The sequence below is a fragment of the Aliidiomarina indica genome (assembly GCF_015354615.1).
GTDB classification, from domain to species: Bacteria; Pseudomonadota; Gammaproteobacteria; order Enterobacterales; family Alteromonadaceae; genus Aliidiomarina; species Aliidiomarina indica.
On sequence record NZ_JACAVQ010000021.1, the window covers coordinates 1 to 412 of the forward strand.

Consider the following 412-nt stretch of genomic DNA (forward strand, 5'->3'; position numbering starts at 1 on the left):
TGCTGTCGCACTGCTACCATGCTCTACCGTCTGTGTTTCAATCACCGAGCCATCATGATCTTGGAAAGTCACGGTGTAGGTGTTAATCGCGTACTGCGCGGTAATAGTTAAATCACCGGTAATGTCGTCAAATGACGCACTCCAACCGGTAAAGGTATAACCTTCACGCGTTGGATCAGCAGGTGCTGTCGCACTGCTACCATGCTCAACCGTCTGTGTTTCAATCACCGAGCCATCATGATCTTGGAAAGTCACGGTGTAGGTGTTAATCGCGTACTGCGCGGTAACTGTCAGGTCGCCGGTAACCTCAGCAAATGACGCATCCCAGCCAGTGAATGTGGAGCCTTCACGTGTTGGATCTGCCGGTGCCGTCGCGCTGCTACCATGCTCTACCGTCTGTGTTTCAATCACT

1 protein-coding gene is annotated in these 412 nt (G+C 51.9%); it reads right to left on the reverse strand.

Annotation, left to right across the window (positions count from 1 at the left end):
- Window positions 1-412 (reverse strand): InlB B-repeat-containing protein (locus HXZ99_RS12080; protein ID WP_194757548.1); only part of this gene is annotated, 412 nt, incomplete at both ends.